We start from the raw sequence: 15,398 nt of genomic DNA on the forward strand, positions 1-15,398 counted from the left end.
CCCACCCGACTGTCAGACCCCTCCGGCATGCTGCACCGCATGGACACCACGGACTTCTGGAATCTGATCGACGACGCCCGCGCACAGGTCACCAACCCGGCGGATGCGGAGGCCGTCGTCGAGCGGGCCTCCGCGCTGCTCGCCGCCCGGCCCCGGGACGAGATCGTCGCGGCGCAGCAGTTGCTCTGGGACCAGATGGCCGCTTCCTACCGGGCGCCGCTCTGGGCTGCGGCGTACACGATCAACGGGGGCTGTTCCGACGACGGTTTCGACTACTTCCGGGGCTGGCTGATAGCGCAGGGGCGTGAGGTGTTCGAGCGGGTCGTCGCCGATCCGGACACGCTGGCCGAGCTGCCGGTGATCAGGGCCGCTGCGCCCGAGGGCCTGGAGATGGAGTGCGAAAGGACGCTCGGGATCGCCTGGGACGCGCATCGGGCGGCGTCGGGCGAGGACCTGCCCGACAACTCGTTCACGATCGACTACCCCGGCCTGGACCCGGAGTGGGACTTCGACTTCGACGACACGGAGCGGGTGGCGCGGCGGCTGCCGAAGCTGGACGCGCTGTACGCGTGAGGCGGGGTGCGGGCCCCGCGATCCGTCACTCGCGGAGCCCGCGCTCGTTGTACCGGAAGCACTTCCCTGTAAATGCGGGGATGGCCGTGCGGGGATGGCCCGATCGGTCCCTGGGTCCGCGTCCGGTTGATGTACTGCTCCCCGCCACTGCGGGGCTACTCGGCTCCTCGCCCGCGCGGGGTCACTCGAAATTGGGCCCGGCAGTCCGGGTCCGCTTGATCTCGTAGAAGCCGGGGATCGACGCCACCAGCAGGGTGCCGTCCCACAGCTTCGCCGCCTCCTCGCCCTTCGGGGCGGGGGTGACGACCGGGCCGAAGAAGGCGATCTGCTCGCCGTCCGGGCCCGGGACGGCGATGACCGGGGTGCCGACGTCCTGGCCGACCTTGTCGATGCCCTCCTTGTGGGAGGCGCGCAGCTCGGCGTCGTACACGTCCGAGTCCGCGAAGTCCGCCAGCTCGGCCGGCAGGCCGACGTCCCCGAGCGCACCCACGATCGCCTCGCGGGTGGGGCCCTCGCCCTGGTTGTGGAAGCGGGTGCCGAGCGCGGTATAGAGCGGGCCGACGATCTCGTCGCCGTGCTTCTGCTGGGCGGCGATGACGACGCGTACCGGGCCCCAGGCCTTGTTCTCCAGGAGGTCGCGGTACTCCTCCGGCAGCTCGTCGAGCTTGTCCTCGTTGAGAACGGCGAGGCTCATCACGTGCCAGCGGACCTCGACGTCACGGACCTTCTCCACCTCCAGCATCCAGCGGGAGGTCATCCAGGCCCAGGGGCAGAGCGGGTCGAACCAGAAATCGGCAGGGGTCTTGCCGGTCGCCGTGCTGTTGTCAGACATGTGTCTCCTCTTAAGGGCGTTCGCACCTGTGCGCGAGAACGCCTCCGGGCGCACCGGCCATTCCCGCATGCCCGGCCGAGTGGCGGCATGGGAGGATCAAAACTATTCGAACGTGACACAAAGGAGTGCGCCGTGCCCGGTGAGAACCTGTCCCGCGACGAGGCCCGTGAGCGGGCCGAGCTGCTGAGCGTCGACAGCTACGAGGTCGGTCTCGATCTGCGTTCCGCCGTCGGCGGGCCCGACGGCGACGGGTCCTCCTCCGGTCCGCGGACCTTCCGCTCGGTGACGACGATCCGGTTCCGTGCCGCGCGGGCGGGGGCGTCGACCTTCGCGGATCTGGTGGCGCCGAGCGTGAACGCGGTGACGCTGAACGGGCAGCCGCTCGACCCCGCCGTCGTCTTCGACGGGACCCGGGTGGCGCTGGAGGAGCTGCCGGAGGGCGACAACGTCCTGGTGGTCGACGCGCAGTGCGCGTACAGCCGGACCGGCGAGGGCATGCACCGGTTCGTCGACCCGGAGGACGGCGAGGTCTACCTCTACACGCAGTACGAGCCGGCCGACTCGCGGCGGGTCTTCGCGAACTTCGAGCAGCCCGACCTGAAGGCTCCCTTCCGCTTCGAGGTGACGGCGCCCGAGGGCTGGACGGTCTGGAGCAACGGGGCGACGGAGTCGCGGGACGGCGAGGTGTGGCGGTTCGCCGGGACGAAGCCGATCTCGACGTACATCACGGCGATCGTGGCCGGTCCGTACCACTACGTCACCGACTCCTACAGCCGCACGTTCGACGACGGTACGAAGCTGGAGATCCCGCTCGGCGCGCTGTGCCGCAAGGGGCTGGCCCGGCATTTCGACGCGGACGACGTCTTCCTCGTCACCAAGCAGGGCCTGGACTTCTTCCACGACAACTTCGACTACCCGTACCCGTTCGGGAAGTACGACCAGGCGTTCGTGCCCGAGTACAACCTCGGCGCGATGGAGAACCCGGGCTGTGTCACGTTCCGTGAGGAGTACATCTTCCGCGGCAAGGTGACGCAGGCGTCGTACGAGAGCCGGGCCAACGTCATCCTGCACGAGATGGCGCACATGTGGTTCGGCGACCTCGTCACCATGCAGTGGTGGGACGACCTGTGGCTGAAGGAGTCGTTCGCCGACTTCATGGGCGTCTTCGCCATGGTCGAGTCGACCCGCTTCAAGGACGGCTGGATCACCTTCGCCAACAACCGCAAGTCCTGGGCGTACCGCGCCGACCAGTTGCCGTCCACGCACCCGGTCACGGCCGACATCCGTGACCTGGAGGACGCCAAGCTCAACTTCGACGGCATCACCTACGCCAAGGGCGCCTCCGTGCTGAAGCAGCTGGTGGCGTACGTGGGGCGGGACGCGTTCCTGGAGGGCGCCCGGCGCTACTTCAAGAAGCACGCCTACGGCAACACGCAGCTGGGCGATCTGCTGTCGGTCCTGGCCGAGACGTCCGGGCGTGACATGACCGCCTGGTCCCGGTCGTGGTTGCAGACCGCGGGCGTCAACTCGCTGACCCCGGTGGTGACGTACGACTCGGCGGACCGGATCACGGAGCTGACGGTGCTCCAGGAGGCGGCCGAATCCCACCCGGAGCTGCGGCCGCACCGGGTCGCGGTCGGCCTGTACCGGCGGGCCGCCGACGGCGACCTGGTGCGGTACGCGCGCGCCGAGGTGGACGTGGCGGGGCCGCGCACGGTGGTCGGGGAGCTGGCGGGGGCCGAGCGGCCCGAGCTGATCCTGGTCAACGACGACGACCTCACGTACTGCAAGGTCCGCTTCGACGAGGTGTCCCTGGCCACGCTGCGGGCGCACCTCGGTGACATGGCCGACCCGCTCGCGCGGGCGCTGTGCTGGTCCGCGCTGTGGAACCTGACCCGGGACGGGCTGATGCCGGCCCGCGACTTCGTCTCCCTCGTGCTGGCCTTCTCCGGCCGGGAGTCCGACATCGGCGTGCTCCAGATGCTGCACACCTGGACGCGGACCGCGCTCACGCACTACGCGGTGCCCGGGTGGCGCGAGGAGGGCGGCCGGGCGCTGGCCGAGGCCGCGTTGCGGGAGCTGCGGATCGCCGAGCCGGGCAGCGAGCACCAGCTGGCGTGGGCGCGGTTCTTCGCGTCGGTCGCCGACTCGGACACGGACTTCCAGCTGTTGTCCGGGCTGCTCGACGGTTCGGCGCGGATCGACGGTCTGGACGTCGACCAGGAGCTGCGGTGGGCGTTGCTGTCCCCGCTGGCCGCGCACGGGGTGGCCGACGAGTCGGTGCTCGATGCCGAACTGGCCCGCGACGACACGGCGTCCGGGAAGCGGCACCAGGTGCGGTGCCTGGCCTCGCGGCCGTCGGCGGCGGTGAAGGCGCAGGCGTGGGCGGGGGTCGTGGAGTCGGACGCGCTGTCCAACGCGTTGGTGGAGGCGACGATCACGGGCTTCGAGCAGTCGTCGCAGCGGGAGTTGCTGGCGCCGTACGTGGACAAGTACTTCGCCGCGATCGAGCGGGTGTGGGCCGAGCGGTCGATCCAGATCGGCGTGATCGTGGTCAAGGGTCTATTCCCGGCGCTCCAGGACGATCCGTCGACGCTCGCGGCGACGGACGCGTGGCTGACCGCGCACGAGGACGCGGCGCCGGCGCTGCGGAGGCTGGTGCTGGAGGCGCGGGACGATCTGGCCCGGGCGTTGCGGGCACAGGGGTGTGACGCGGGGGCGGCTGCGGGGGCCGGGGTCTGACGGGTGCGCCTGGGGCCCGGCGCCCCGGGTTTTGTCCTCAATCGCCGGACGGGCTTGATTTTCGGGCCCGTCCGGGGTGGGGGCCTCGTGAGGTCACCCGGCAACCCGGCAGCGGTTCCGTCCTCAAACGCCGGACGGGCTGGAAGTGGCGGGGCGGGCCAGAAATGGGCCGGTAGGCTCTTTTCGGTTGTCGAACGTACGTACTTTAGGACGGTGTTGTCCTGAATTGTCGACGGGTGCGTAACAGGGGTTAACACCACGACCGCGTGCGGGGATACCCCGGAGCATGACCCAGAACACCCCGCTCTCCCCCTGTCACTCCCGCATCGCCGGCGATGTCCGTCAACGGGTGCTGTCCGCAGCACAGTTGAGGGCGCGTGGCGTGTCCGACGCGGAGGCCGCCGCGCAGTGCAGGACCGGTGGGCCGTGGCAGCAGCCACTGCCCGGCGTGTTTGTCCTGCACCCGGAGCCGCCCACCGGCGAGGAACTGCTGCGTGCCGCTCTGCTGTACGCCGGACGGCCACCGGCCTCCGGTGGTCGCCGACGGGAGGCGGGCGCGGAGTCCGGATACGGCGAGGCCATGGTCACCGGGCTTGCCGCGCTCGCCCTGCACGGGTTCGCCGCCGCGCCGCCGTCCGCGTCGGCGGCCAGGATCGATGTGCTGGTGCCGCGCACCCGGCGGCTGCGCTCGGTCCGGTACGTGCGTCTGGTGCGGGCCGCCGAACCGCCCCGCCCCGAGGAGGTGCGCGGCCTGCCCGTGGCCCCGGTGGAGCGGGCGCTCGCGGACGCGGTCGCCGGGCTCGAAGACACCTCGGCCGTACGCCGCCTGCTCACCGAGGCGGTCCGCGGCGGGCACTGCGAACCCGCCACCGTCGTACGCGAGTTGAACCGGGCCGAACTGCTGGACCGCCCCCATGTGGTGGACGCCGTCGACGCGTTGCTCGCCGAGGGCCGGGCGCTGGCGGAGAACCGGCTGTACGACATGGTGCGGTCGTACGGCCTGCCGGAGCCGCTGTGGAACGTGGACCTGCGGCTGCCCGGCGGCCCGCATCTGGGCGGGGTGGACGCCTACTGGCCCGAGGAGGCGGTCGCCGTGGTTCTCGACACCAGGGCTCCCCTGCACAGCAGGCTCGGTGACGACCGGCGCCAGGAGGAGCACGACGCGCAGTGGTCCGCCTACGCCGCCGAGCGGGAGCATCTGGAGCGGCTCGGCGTCACCGTCGTCCATCTCTCGCCGAAGAAGCTCCGCGACGCGAAGGAGCAGCAGGCGGTCGTGGTACGGACCGCGCTGATGGCGGCGGCCGATCGCGAACCGGCCGCGTACGTGATGATCCTGCCCCGCTGAAGCCGGGTCTCAGGGACCACTTATTTCCCGTTTCGTTCCTGATGGCACATCAGCCCCACTGGCGGAAGCCCGCCATGTCCACATCTCGCCCCCTACAACTCTCCACAACCCCTGTCATTTACGAAAGGGTGAGCGGTCATCCGGTACCGAATTCCGGACTCTCTCTTTCACTTTCAGGGATGCTGATGACCTCCGAGTCCCCCAGTTCCATACCCGGGGCGAGACGCGCGGCCCGAGTCGCGGCCGCCGCCGGTCTGGTGGCCGCGCTGGCCGCCACCGGCGCCGCCCCGGTCTTCGCCGCCGACGACCCTGCCCCCGCTCCCGTCAAGTCCGCCGCGAAGGGCACCACGAGCGACAAGCTCGGCGCGGCCGACGCCGACCTTCTGGCCAAGGCCAAGGCCGAGGGCGAGAAGAACGTCACCATGATGGTCGCCACCACTCCCGGTGCGACCGAGCAGGTCGCCCAGCAGCTGGACGCCGTCAAGGGGTCCGTGCTGGGACGTACGTACGACAAGCTCGGCTACGTGCGGGCCACCGTGCCCACCGCGTCGGCCGACGCGGCCATCAAGGCGGCCGCCAAGCTGTCGTCCGTCCACGGCATCGATCTCAAGCAGGAGATCAAGCTGGACGACCCGACGCCCGCCGCCGACCGGGCAGCCGGTTCCACGGCCGGGGTCAAGTCGACCGGCAGCTACCCGGCGCCGGGCGAGAAGACCCCGGCGAAGAACCCGTACAACCCGTCCTTCGAGACGGGCGCGGTCGACTTCGTCGGGCAGCACCCGAAGGCCGACGGCCGCGGGGTGACCATCGGCATCCTCGACTCGGGTGTCGACCTCGGTCACCCGGCGCTGCAGAAGACCACCACGGGCGCCCGCAAGATCGTCGACTGGGTGACCGCCACGGACCCGGTCAGCGACGGCGACGGCACCTGGCTGCGGATGACGGACGCCGTGTCCGGCCCGACGTTCACGTACGGGGGCCGTACGTACAAGGCGCCCGACGGCGACTACCGGATCAAGATGTTCGCCGAGGCCGCCACCAAGGGCGGCGACATGGCGGGCGACCTGAACCGCGACGGTGACACCACCGACACGTGGGCCGTGCTCTACGACCCGGTCACCGGCACTACGCGCGTCGACCTGAACAACAACGGCGACTTCACCGACGACACCGCCCTGAAGCCGTACAAGGAGAACCACCAGGTCTCCTACTTCGGCACGGACGACCCGCGGACCGACGTCGTCGAGCGCATCCCGTTCGTCGTGGAGACGCGCAAGAACGTCGTCTACAACGCGGCCGGCGACACGTCCGACTTCGTGAACATCGGCGTCATCGAGAGCGAGCACGGCACCCACGTCGCGGGCATCACCTCCGCGAACGGCCTGTTCGGCGGCAAGATGAACGGTGCCGCGCCCGGTGCGCAGATCGTCTCCTCGCGCGCCTGCACCTGGTCCGGCGGCTGCACCAACATCGCGCTCATGGAGGGCATGACCGACCTCGTCGTGAACCGCGGTGTCGATGTCGTCAACATGTCGATCGGTGGCCTGCCGCCGCTCAACGACGGCAACAACGCCCGCGCGTTGCTCTACAAGCGGCTCATCGACATGTACGGCGTCCAGCTGGTCATCTCGGCCGGGAACAACGGCCCGGGTGTCAACACCATCGGTGACCCCGGCCTCGCCGACCACGTGATCTCCGTCGGCGCGTCCATCTCCAAGGAGACGTGGGCCGCCAACTACGGCTCGAACGTCACCAAGAAGTACGACATGATGCCGTTCTCCTCGCGCGGCCCGCGTGAGGACGGCGGCTTCACGCCGACCCTGACGGCCCCGGGTGCCGCGATCAACAGCACCCAGACCTGGCTGCCCGGCGGCCCGGTCAAGGAGGCGGGCTACAGCCTGCCGGCCGGTTACTCCATGCTGCAGGGCACCTCGATGGCCTCGCCGCAGGCCGCCGGTGCGACCGCGCTGCTGCTGTCGGCCGCGAAGCAGCAGCACATCGAGCTGCCGCCGGCCGATCTGCGCACCGCGCTGACCAGCACCGCCACCCACATCAAGGGTGTGCCCGCGCACGCCCAGGGCTCCGGTCTCATCGACATCGTCGGCGCCTGGAAGCTCATCGAGAAGCAGGGTGCCCCGGCGCACGAGTACGCGGTGAAGGCCCCTGTCGACACCGCGATCGACTTCGCGCTGAAGACCCCCGGCTTCGGTACCGGTCTGTACGACCGCGAGGGCGGCCTGAAGGCCGGCCAGACGAAGTCGTACGACGTCACGATCACCCGCACCACGGGTCCGGACAAGGACGTCAAGCACCAGCTGTCGTGGAAGAACAACGACGGCACGTTCAAGCTGACCGGTCCCGGCACGGTCTCCCTGCCGCTCGGCAAGCCCGTCACCGTCAAGGTCCAGGCGAAGCCGGGCAGCGCGGGCGTGCACAGCGCGATCCTGCGGGTGGACGACAGCAGGACCGTCGGTGTGGACCAGCAGATCCTCACCACGGTGGTCGTCTCCGACAAGCTCGTGAAGCCCGCCTACGCGTTCAAGGCGTCCGGCTCGGTGCAGCGCAACAGCACCACGTCGTACTTCGTGACCGTGCCGGAGGGCGCCAAGACCCTTGAGGTCTCGCTGAGCGCGCTGCGCTCGGGCAGCCAGACCCGCTTCATCTCCCTCCACCCGTACGGGGTGCAGATGGAGGACAGCTCCACGATCTTCTGCTACCCGAACTACGAGAGCCCGACCAACACCTGCCGCCCCGACGTGCGCTCCTACAAGGACCCGCAGGCGGGCGTCTGGGAGATCGAGGTCGAGGCACGGCGTACGTCCCCGCTGCTGGACAACCCGTACAAGCTGGACGTCTCGCTGCTCGGTGCGACCTTCGACCCGGCGGTGCAGACCCTCCCCGAGGCGAAGATCGGCACGCCCGCCGCGGTGAACTGGAACGTCACCAACGACGCCGGTGACCTGGAGGGCACGCTCAAGGGCGGCTCACTGGGCTCGGCCAAGGTCGCCACGCCGTCGATCAGGACGGGTGACGAGCAGCGGTACACGGTCACCATCGGTGAGGGCGTCGAGAAGCTGGACGTCTCCATCGGCGGTACGTCGGACGCCAACGCGGACATCGACCTGTACGTCTTCCGGGGCGCCACCCAGGTCGGCAAGTCCACCACGGCCGGGTCCGAGGAATCGGTCAGCCTGGTGAAGCCCGCCGCCGGTACGTACACCGTCGTGATCGACGGCTATTCCGTCCCGGCCGGGACGACCACGTACAACTACCGCGATGTGTACTACGCGCCGTCGCTCGGCACGATCAAGGTCGACGAGTCGAAGGCCGTGAACCTGGCCAACGGCGCCTCGGCCCCGGTCGGCGCCGAGGTCTCGGTCGCCGGGGCGGCCCCCGAGGGCCGGCAGTTCTTCGGCGAGGTCCACCTGGTGAACAGCCACGGGACCGCGGCGGGCACCGGCAACGTCGTGATCGAGAAGGTCACGCCGTAGCGGGTGGTGTCGCAGCGGTGACCGCGGTCGCCATGTGATTCGTACGACAGTGGGGCGGGTGCTCGGTGGAGCTCCCGCCCCACTGCCGTGCCCGCCACCGGCCGGCCGGCCGGTGGCGGGCACTGTCCGTACCGCGGACAATCGATTGGACAAGGAAGCCGTGGACAAACGCATCATGGAGCGGCAACCGTGCCAGTTCGTACGTTTGAAGGAGTCCCTGTGAAGGTCGGAATCGTCGGCGCCACCGGTCAGGTCGGCACAGTCATGCGCAGGATCCTGGCCGAGCGGAAGTTCCCGGCCGACGAGCTGCGGCTGTTCGCCTCCGCGCGCTCCGCGGGTTCCACGATCGAGTGGCAGGGCCGTGAGATCACCGTCGAGGACGCCTCGACGGCCGACTACTCCGGGCTGGACATCGTGCTGTTCTCGGCCGGTGGCGCGACGTCGAAGGCGCTCGCCGAGAAGATCGCCGCGCAGGGCGCCGTCGTGATCGACAACTCCTCCGCCTGGCGCAAGGACCCCGAGGTCCCGCTGGTCGTCTCCGAGGTCAACGCGCACGCGATCGCGAACCGGCCCAAGGGCATCATCGCCAACCCGAACTGCACCACGATGGCCGCCATGCCCGTGCTGCGCCCGCTGCACGACGAGGCCGGTCTCCAGACCCTGACCATCGCCACCTACCAGGCGGTGTCCGGCTCCGGGCTGGCCGGTGTCGCCGAGCTGCACGGCCAGGCGTCCAAGGTCGTCGCCGAGGCCGACAGGCTCACCCACGACGGCGACGCCGTCGACTTCCCCGAGCCGGGTATCTACAAGCGTCCGATCGCCTTCAACGTGCTCCCGCTGGCCGGCTCGATCGTCGACGACGGCTCCTTCGAGACCGACGAGGAGCAGAAGCTCCGCAACGAGTCCCGCAAGATCCTGGAGATCCCGGAGCTGAAGGTGTCCGGCACCTGTGTCCGGGTGCCGGTCTTCTCCGGCCACTCGTTGCAGGTCAACGCGCGTTTCGCCCGTCCGATCAGCGTCGAGCGCGCCTACGAGCTGCTGAGGGACGCCCCGGGCGTCGAGATCTCCGAGATCCCCACCCCGCTCCAGGCCGCCGGCAAGGACGCCTCGTTCGTCGGCCGGATCCGGGTGGACGAGACCGTGGAGAACGGCCTCGCGCTCTTCGTCTCCAACGACAACCTGCGCAAGGGCGCGGCACTGAACGCGGTCCAGATCGCGGAGCTGGTGGCGGCGGAGCTGAACGGCTGACGCCGCACGCGTGAGAGGGCGGCCGCCGAGCACCGGTGGCCGCCCTTTCGTATCCGTCAAAGGGCGGCCCGAGGTCACTCCGCTCGGGCATAAGGCATAGGGCATACGGCATGCGACGTGGAAGGATGACCGGAAACGTCGCATACCAAGGAGATGACCGCGTGCCTGGCACCAATTTGACCCGCGAAGAGGCACAGGAGCGGGCGCGCCTGCTGACCGTGGACGCGTACGAGATCGATCTCGACCTCTCCGGAGCGCAGGAGGGCGGCACCTACCGGTCCGTTACCACCGTGCGCTTCGACTCCGCCGAGGCCGGTGCGGAGACCTTCATCGACCTGGTCGCCCCGGCCGTGCACGAGGTCGAGCTGAACGGCCGGGCGCTGGACGTCGCGGCCGTGTTCCGCGATTCACGCATCGCGCTCCCGCACCTGGTCGCGGGCTCCAACGAGCTGAAGGTCGTCGCCGACTGCTCGTACACCAACACGGGCGAGGGCCTGCACCGCTTCGTCGACCCGGTCGACGAGCAGGCCTACCTCTACACCCAGTTCGAGGTGCCGGACGCGCGCCGCGTCTTCGCCAGCTTCGAGCAGCCCGACCTGAAGGCCACGTTCCGGTTCACCGTGAAGGCCCCGTCCGGCTGGACCGTGATCTCCAACTCGCCGACGCCCGAGCCGCAGGACGACGTCTGGTCCTTCGAGCCGACGCCGCGCATCTCGACGTACATCACGGCGCTGATCGCCGGCCCGTACCACGCGGTGCACAGCAGCTACGAGAAGGACGGCCAGTCCGTTCCGCTCGGCATCTACTGCCGCCCGTCGCTGGCCGAGTACCTCGACGCGGACGCGGTCTTCGACGTCACGCGGCAGGGCTTCGACTGGTTCCAGGAGAAGTTCGACTACGCCTACCCGTTCGCCAAGTACGACCAGCTCTTCGTCCCGGAGTTCAACGCGGGCGCGATGGAGAACGCGGGCGCGGTCACCATCCGCGACCAGTACGTGTTCCGTTCGAAGGTGACGGACGCGGCGTACGAGCGGCGTGCGGAGACCATCCTGCACGAGCTGGCGCACATGTGGTTCGGCGACCTCGTCACCATGGAGTGGTGGAACGACCTGTGGCTGAACGAGTCGTTCGCCACGTACACCTCGGTCGCCTGCCAGGCGTACGCGGAGGGCTCGAAGTGGCCGCACTCCTGGACCACGTTCGCCAACTCCGAGAAGACCTGGGCCTACCGCCAGGACCAGCTGCCGTCCACGCACCCGATCATGGCGGACATCCATGACCTGGACGATGTGCTGGTCAACTTCGACGGGATCACGTACGCCAAGGGCGCCTCGGTCCTGAAGCAGCTGGTGGCGTACGTCGGCATGGACGCGTTCTTCAAGGGCGTCCAGGCGTACTTCAAGGCGCACGCGTTCGGCAACACCCGGCTGTCCGACCTGCTGGGCGCGCTGGAGGAAACCTCCGGCCGCGACCTGAAGACCTGGTCGAAGGCGTGGCTGGAGACGGCGGGCATCAACATCCTGCGCCCGGAGATCGTCACGGACGAGAACGGTCACGTCACGTCCTTCACGGTCCTCCAGGAGGCCCCGGCCCTGCCCGCCGGCGCGAAGGGCGAGCCGACGCTGCGCCCCCACCGCATCGCGATCGGCTGCTACGACCACGACGACGCCGGCAAGCTGGTCCGCACGAACCGGATCGAGCTGGACGTCGACGGCGCGCGCACGACCGTGCCGTTCCCGGCCGGCACCGCCCGCCCCGCCGTGATCCTGCTCAACGACGACGACCTGTCGTACGCGAAGGTCCGGCTCGACGAGGAGTCGCTGCGCGTCGTCACCGAACACCTCGGCGACTTCACCGAGTCCCTTCCCCGCGCGCTGTGCTGGGCCTCCGCGTGGGACATGACCCGTGACGGCGAGCTGGCGACCCGGGACTACTTCTCCCTGGTGCTCTCCGGCATCGGCAAGGAGTCGGACATCGGCGTCGTGCAGTCGCTGCACCGTCAGGTGAAGCTGGCGCTGGACCTGTACGCGGCGCCGCAGTGGCGCGAGGCCGGGCTGACGCAGTGGACCGAGGCCACGCTCGCGCACCTGCGCGCGGCGGAGCCGGGCGGCGACCACCAGCTGGCCTGGGCCCGCGCCTTCGCGGCGACGGCCCGCACCCCGCAGCAGCTGGACCTGCTGCAGTCGCTGCTCGACGGCAAGGAGACGGTCGAGGGCCTGGCCGTGGACACGGAGCTGCGCTGGGCGTTCGTCGAGCGGCTCGCCGCGACCGGTGTGTTCGAAGAGGACGAGATCGCCGGCGAGTACGAGCGCGACAGGACGGCGGCGGGCGAGCGCCACGCGGCGACCGCCCGCGCGGCCCGCCCCACCGAGGAGGCGAAGGCGGAGGCGTGGGCCTCGGTCGTCGAGTCCGACAAGCTGCCGAACGCCGTCCAGGAGGCGGTCATCGCCGGCTTCGTCCAGACCGACCAGCGCGAGCTGCTCGCCCCGTACACGGAGAAGTACTTCGCGGCGGTCAAGGGCGTCTGGGAGTCGCGCAGCCACGAGATGGCGCAGCAGATCGCCGTCGGCCTCTACCCGGCCGTTCAGGTCTCGCAGGCCACCCTGGACGCCACGGACGCCTGGCTGTCCTCGGCGGAGCCGTCCGCGGCCCTGCGCCGCCTGATGTCCGAGTCGCGCTCGGGCGTGGAACGCGCGCTCAAGGCGCAGGCCGCGGACGCGGCGGCTGCTGTCGCGTAGGGCGGGTTCCGGATTGCCGGGGTGGGTACGGTGCATGGCCCTGCGGGGCCGGGCACCGTACCCGCCTCTTCGTATGGAAACCGCCCGTCGGGCGGGCGCCGGAGCGCAGCCGTCCGACGGGCGGGGGCACAGGGGGGCGGGCAGGAAACGGGTTCCGGGGGCGAGGGGCTTTCGACGGAACGGGGTCGGAGCCTGTCCGGCCCCGCTCCGCCGGGCAGGTCCTACGCGCCCGACTCCTCGTAGCGCCGGGTCAGTTCGGCCGCGCCGCTCTCGGTCAGGCTGCCGTGCAGGCGCATGCGGGCGACTCCGCCGTCCGGGAAGGCGTCGAGGCGGACGTGGGTGACGATCGCCGGGGCGCGGAGGGGGAAGCGGTGGAGGGTGTCGGGCTGGAGCCTGGTGCGGGGGATGATCTCGAACCATTCGCCGGTCTCGCCGTTGCGGCCCTGGAGGGCGATCCAGCCTGCCGCGTTGCCCTTGAGGTAGGCCGTGTCGATCTCGACCGCGCGGACCGCGCCCTGGGCCGGGAGGCGGAAGCGGACCCAGTCGTTCGTGTCGCGGACCCGGCGGCGGCGGTTCTCCCAGCCGTCGTCCATCTTGCGGGAGGTGCCGGGCAGGATGATCTGGGTCGGCGAGGAGTAGAAGCGGTCGGAGGCGTCCTCGTGGCTTCCGCCGTTCAGGACCGAGATCAGGTCGAACGTGCCGAGCGTCGCGAGCCAGGACGGGTCGGGGAGGACCTCGCCGTGGACGCGGAGGCGGGCGATGCCGCCGTCGGGGTGCTGGCAGAGGCGGACGTGGGTGCAGCGGCGGCCGCCGGTGATCTCGAAACCGTTGGCGGCGTGGCCGCGTACGGGGGTCGGCGGGACGATCTCCTCCCACTTCACGTCGTCCGCGAGGAGTTCGGCGGGGCTCGGCGAGCCCTCGACCGCCGTCGCCTGGATCGAGACGCGCTGCGGGTAGTTGCCGCGGAAGTGGGCCGTGTCGACGACGATGCCGCGGATGATGCCGGGGGCGCCGAGACGGATCAGGGCCCAGTCGTGCTCCTCGGGGGCCGGGAACGGGTGGGCCGCGTCCGCGCCGCGTCGGCGGCGGGTCTCCCAGCCGTCCATGATCTTGCCCTTGTGGCCGAAGTGCTCGGGGTCGAAGACCGCGCGCTCCCGGACCAGGAGGTTCTCGCGCTGGGCGAAGAACTCGTCGTTGGCGGCGATCACGCCCGCGCCGAGCCGGCGGTCGGCGAGGTCGACGAGGTCGGTGAAGGGGAGGTCTGTGGTGCGGTAGTCGGCGTACGGGTCGCCACCGCCGTAGGGGGCCGCGTCGTTGGCGTGGGGGTCCTCGTGCCGGTTCTCATTCTGATCGAAGGTCATGCGTTCACTGTCGCGGCGGACAACCCGTTAGGTCCATCGAAAGTTTTTGCATTGTTTATTCAGGCGAATTGAACGATGCGGCTGTTTCGGTGAGCGCCGCCAGGACCCGGGCCACCGCCGGGCCCTGCTCCGCCCCCTGCCGCACCGCCGCCACCACATGGCGGCGCGGCCGGTCGGCTTCGAGTGCGCGCATCACCACGCCGCCCCGGCTGTGCCGTTCCGCCGACGCCATGCGCGGAATCAGCGCGACCCCCATGCCCGCCTCGACCATGGCCAGGATCGCCGTCCAGCCGGAGGCGCTGTGCGCCTGCTCGGGTACGAATCCGGCGGCCTCGCACGCGGCCGTCGTGATCTGTGACCAGGGGCCCGAGCCGCCGAAGATCCAGGGGTCGCCGGAGAGGTCCGCGAGGCGGAGGGCGGGCGCCGCCGCGAGGTGGTGGTCCGCGGGCAGGGCCACGTCCAGGGGGTCGGCGAGCAGGGGCAGCAGGACGAACCGGGGGTCGCGGGCCGTCGGGGCGTGCGCGGCGAGGGACAGGGCGAGGTCCACGTCACCGGCGACCAGGAGTTCATAGGCCTGCGCGGCCTCCGCCTCCCGCACCCGTACGTCCGGGCCCGGAAGGTCCTCGGCGCGCAGCCGCTGGATCGCGGGTACGACGAGGGCGGGCACCGCCGTGGAGAACGCCGCGATCCGCACCTGTCCGGCCTCGCCGCGCAGATAGCCGGTCAGTTCGGCGTCGGCGCGCTCCAGTTCGGCGAAGACGGCCTCGGCGTGGCGCAGCACGAGGTGCGCGGCGTCGGTGAGGCGGACCCGTCGGCCCTGGGCCTCCAGAAGGGGCACGCCGAGCTGCTTGGACAGGTTGGACAGCTGCTGCGAGATCGCGGACGGGGTCATCCGCAGGGCCTCGGCGGTCGCGGTGACCGTGCCCCGGTCGCGCAGGGTGCGCAGGATCCGGAGCTTCTTGACGTCCCACTCGATCATGGCCGCAACCTACCCGCTGGTTTCCGGGGCCGGACATGCGTGTGCGCCGCACGGTACGGGGTACCTGCGGCGCACTCGCCCGGAGCGTG

Annotated in this window: 9 protein-coding genes; 6 read left to right on the forward strand and 3 right to left on the reverse strand. The window is 70.5% G+C overall.

The window, feature by feature from the left end; all coding sequences use genetic code 11:
* The first annotated feature begins 39 nt into the window (after positions 1 to 39).
* Complete coding sequence (locus ACFVV1_RS20435; RefSeq protein WP_389990844.1) at positions 40 to 573, forward strand: DUF4240 domain-containing protein; 534 nt, start codon at positions 40 to 42, stop codon at positions 571 to 573.
* A 181-nt stretch (positions 574 to 754) separates the two neighbouring features.
* On the opposite strand, the gene ACFVV1_RS20440 is transcribed toward ACFVV1_RS20435, so the two are convergent.
* Positions 755 to 1,405 (reverse strand): DsbA family protein, encoded by a 651-nt coding sequence (locus tag ACFVV1_RS20440; RefSeq protein WP_389990846.1) that lies wholly within the window; start codon positions 1,403 to 1,405, stop codon positions 755 to 757.
* A gap of 132 nt (positions 1,406 to 1,537) precedes the next feature.
* Between ACFVV1_RS20440 and pepN (ACFVV1_RS20445) the strand changes: the two genes are divergently transcribed.
* The 5 genes from pepN (ACFVV1_RS20445) to pepN (ACFVV1_RS20465) all read left to right on the forward strand — a co-directional run bounded on the left by pepN (ACFVV1_RS20445) (position 1,538) and on the right by pepN (ACFVV1_RS20465) (position 12,969).
* Complete coding sequence (gene pepN / locus ACFVV1_RS20445; protein ID WP_389990848.1) at positions 1,538 to 4,147, forward strand: aminopeptidase N; 2,610 nt, start codon at positions 1,538 to 1,540, stop codon at positions 4,145 to 4,147.
* Between the two features lie 286 nt (positions 4,148 to 4,433).
* Complete coding sequence (locus ACFVV1_RS20450) at positions 4,434 to 5,492, forward strand: hypothetical protein (protein WP_389990850.1); 1,059 nt, start codon at positions 4,434 to 4,436, stop codon at positions 5,490 to 5,492.
* Between the two features lie 179 nt (positions 5,493 to 5,671).
* On the forward strand, positions 5,672 to 8,983 hold the full coding sequence (locus tag ACFVV1_RS20455; RefSeq protein WP_389990852.1) for a S8 family serine peptidase: 3,312 nt from the start codon (positions 5,672 to 5,674) through the stop codon (positions 8,981 to 8,983).
* Positions 8,984 to 9,202: 219 nt separating this feature from the next.
* Positions 9,203 to 10,231, forward strand: coding sequence for an aspartate-semialdehyde dehydrogenase (locus ACFVV1_RS20460; RefSeq protein ID WP_389990854.1), 1,029 nt, complete (start codon positions 9,203 to 9,205; stop codon positions 10,229 to 10,231).
* Positions 10,232 to 10,392: 161 nt separating this feature from the next.
* On the forward strand, positions 10,393 to 12,969 hold the full coding sequence (gene pepN / locus ACFVV1_RS20465; RefSeq protein WP_389990856.1) for an aminopeptidase N: 2,577 nt from the start codon (positions 10,393 to 10,395) through the stop codon (positions 12,967 to 12,969).
* A 221-nt stretch (positions 12,970 to 13,190) separates the two neighbouring features.
* On the opposite strand, the gene alc is transcribed toward pepN (ACFVV1_RS20465), so the two are convergent.
* On the reverse strand, positions 13,191 to 14,330 hold the full coding sequence (gene alc, locus ACFVV1_RS20470; RefSeq protein ID WP_389990858.1) for an allantoicase: 1,140 nt from the start codon (positions 14,328 to 14,330) through the stop codon (positions 13,191 to 13,193).
* Between the two features lie 55 nt (positions 14,331 to 14,385).
* The gene (locus tag ACFVV1_RS20475; RefSeq protein ID WP_389990860.1) at positions 14,386 to 15,309 is read right to left on the reverse strand and encodes a LysR family transcriptional regulator; all 924 of its coding nucleotides are present in this window, start codon (positions 15,307 to 15,309) and stop codon (positions 14,386 to 14,388) included.
* Between the last annotated feature and the right edge of the window lie 89 nt (positions 15,310 to 15,398).

Origin of the sequence: Streptomyces sp. NPDC058092, assembly GCF_042884935.1 — a bacterium.
Taxonomy (GTDB): Bacteria; Actinomycetota; Actinomycetes; order Streptomycetales; family Streptomycetaceae; genus Streptomyces.